At 42.1% G+C, this 2,467-nt stretch carries 5 protein-coding genes; 1 reads left to right on the top strand and 4 read right to left on the bottom strand.

Annotation, left to right across the window (positions count from 1 at the left end):
* Positions 1–168 precede the first annotated feature (168 nt).
* Positions 169–297 carry a hypothetical protein gene (locus CDZ78_RS23905; protein WP_280175533.1) on the top strand — a complete coding sequence of 43 codons (129 nt, stop codon included), beginning with the start codon at positions 169–171 and terminating at the stop codon, positions 295–297.
* 305 nt (positions 298–602) lie between these two features.
* Here the strand turns inward: CDZ78_RS23905 and CDZ78_RS18345 are convergent, their stop codons facing one another.
* The 4 genes from CDZ78_RS18345 to CDZ78_RS18335 form a co-directional block, all read right to left on the bottom strand.
* Entirely contained in the window at positions 603–1,532 is a 930-nt protein-coding gene (locus CDZ78_RS18345; protein ID WP_167374399.1) for a protelomerase family protein, read from the bottom strand.
* Positions 1,533–1,621: 89 nt separating this feature from the next.
* Positions 1,622–1,846, bottom strand: a complete 225-nt coding sequence (locus CDZ78_RS22355; RefSeq protein ID WP_167374398.1) for a hypothetical protein — start codon at positions 1,844–1,846, stop codon at positions 1,622–1,624.
* Positions 1,847–1,911: 65 nt separating this feature from the next.
* On the bottom strand, positions 1,912–2,085 hold the full coding sequence (locus CDZ78_RS22350) for a hypothetical protein (RefSeq protein ID WP_167374397.1): 174 nt from the start codon (positions 2,083–2,085) through the stop codon (positions 1,912–1,914).
* Between the two features lie 109 nt (positions 2,086–2,194).
* A partial coding sequence (locus CDZ78_RS18335) for a hypothetical protein (RefSeq protein ID WP_211200780.1) occupies positions 2,195–2,467 on the bottom strand: 273 nt, incomplete at its 5' end.

Here is a 2,467-nt window from a genome sequence, read left to right as displayed (position 1 = left end):
TCGCTGAAAATCATGGAAACGGAGCTTAGCGAAGTGGTGATTTTTAGTCCCTGATAGGCGACAGGGCAATTCGCTGATTCGACGTGTGCTAGCAGCACGCGAGAGGAGCAAGAATTGCATTCCGAATAGCCGTCCAGCCAGTGAGGTAGTAATGACGAAGCGGCTTTTGTGCGTAGTCGTTGCGGACGCAGGGCGTTCAGGGCATCTCCCATCCGCTGCGTAGGTGAACGAATTATGGCGACAGGAGTCCCAGAATTTCGTGAGGTAGCATGGCGCGCCTGGGCGCGTATAACTTAGGAGCATAGTAAAACGGTGAATCAAATGTAGCTTAATAAATGCCCTGTACAAAAAATGTACAATATAACCCTAGCCTATATGTATTGTGGCTTTCAGTCAGTTACACAAAAGTAGCACACACTTTTATCAACAGTTCTTGTGGGTAACTACGATATAAGAATTGTTGCTCACAATTTACGCATAGTAATGTCACAGGGTTATTTATCTCTGCACGGTGTGATACATACGTCTTAATGTGAGTTATCAAGATAATAAAGCCTCACTAATAGTAATTATTAAATGCGGATTGAATGAAAATCAAGTATTCATTTTGCTTTAAGTTTTGTGAGTAGTGTTTGTGTTATTTGTGCGCTGGGATTTTTGGTGATGGTATCCTTTGTGAATTCGTGAGCGCGGATTATAGCCACTGAGTTTGTGCGTTTGACAGGTGCGTCTTTTAGCTTTAGCTTTTCTATGTTTACGCTTATTGCGCCTTTGTGTCTGACTCTTTCTGTGCTCAGGTGCTCAACTGCATCAAGTAGCGCGTCATCGTCTAGCTCGTCGACAATAGAGATGCCTTTGTAGCTTAACTGGGTTGATAGATCATCCTCTGCATGTCCGAGTATCTCGCAAAAGAATGATTCAATCGTGCGCTTGTTTGGGTCATGGAATGTCTGGCTAGCGCTTGTTGCGTAAATAGCTCTTAAGTCTTTAAACGTAAACGGCTTGCCCAGCAGTGCTTTAACTCGATTATTGAGAGCCTTTGACAGGCTTGTGTTGATCTCGTCGTGAGTAAGGTTGGGGACGGGTTTACCAAGGAAAATGGAGCGGCTTAGTATCTCGCGTAGCTTTTTCCATATTTTATTAAAGTCCTTGAGTGGCACTAGGATAGGAATATTGAGTGCGCCGACATTATCTCGACCTTTTGTTTTGGCTTGCCCTGAGAACTCAATGTGCGCTGTTCTATTACATCCCTTGGCTGGAGCAAAGTCGCCAGTTGATAAAACCTCGATGCACCGCCGTCCACTGGCTAATGCGATGTAAATGGATAGGTTTATCCAGTTATCACTCGTTGCAAGTGTCTCAAATATGCTATTTATTCTTTGTCGAGAAACGAGCCGTACATTAGAGTGCTTTAGGTTTAAATTCTTTTGTGATGATTTTCTTGTTGAATCTGCAATGGTGTTAACGGGTGTTAGTCCGTAATAAGGTTTAAGCTCTATCCTAAGGTTGCATAAATCGTTATAAAGGCTCACGTTGTCCTCTAGGCATTGAGATTTGAGCTTGGATAGATTCTTCTGGAGACCATCATCCCGTTCGTGGATGACAGCGTTAGAATCGACAATTAGAATTCACGAATAGCTCGCGTGTCTTGAGCTGCGTCTTTCACTGTGCCGGTAATATCCATTTCTTCACTCTTTTTATCCCCAAATACGATGGCCTCCACCGATTGGTAGGCATATATGCTAACCTTATCCGTGCCATGATAATCTTCTATAGCCTCACTTGAACTTACATACATTCTAAACCTAAAAGGGTAAATTCTCGGTTCCCATAGGTTTTTGTACATTAATACTAATTCCCCTGTTGAAGGGATAAACCAGTCACTATAACCATTGAGCGTGTACTCGTCTACTATCTGGGCATTGGTTTTTCTACCTCCTCCACTTCCTGGGTATCCCAGCTTCCGAATCCAGTCCCTCCATCCGCGGATCCAAATCCTCCAGCAGTCACAAGGGTTCCCTTTAAGCAATTTAGGAATACAAATAATATAAAATAAACTCTGATCTTAATTCTAGTATCTTTCATTTTATTATTCTCAATTTAATTTTTAATGAGGTTTTGAATCTAAAGGACTCCCTCTTAGCTGTATTTAAAGACCTTTATTTATCTATAAAGAACGTCCTAAACTAATCCTTTATAGAGGGTTCCACGAACTTCTCCAAACATGCACCCAAGCAAACCCTTCATCGTCTGAATCCTCCATGTAGACCTGAATTGTATACGTTTTACCTGCATCAAAGTACTTTCTTTGCAATTCTTCATTGTCCACGCCTCTATCTCCATCACTCTCTCCCGCCGCTACCATAGAATGGCCTTGGGGATTATAAATTTCCATAACGGTATCTTCATCATCACTGAAAGTCTCTATGTTATACCATCCGGATTCTTTTGGTGTAAATCTAGTTGT

It is taken from the genome of Bathymodiolus platifrons methanotrophic gill symbiont (assembly GCF_002189065.1).
GTDB lineage: Bacteria > Pseudomonadota > Gammaproteobacteria > Methylococcales > Methylomonadaceae > Methyloprofundus.
This window is presented reverse-complemented; position numbering and strand designations above follow the sequence as displayed.

What these genes read in the sequence shown, in the direction of transcription:
- CDZ78_RS22355 (WP_167374398.1), bottom strand. Translation starts at nt 1,846, where the DNA reads ATGTACAAAAACCTATGGGAACCGAGAATTTACCCTTTTAGGTTTAGA.
- CDZ78_RS22350 (WP_167374397.1), bottom strand. Translation starts at nt 2,085, where the DNA reads ATGAAAGATACTAGAATTAAGATCAGAGTTTATTTTATATTATTTGTA.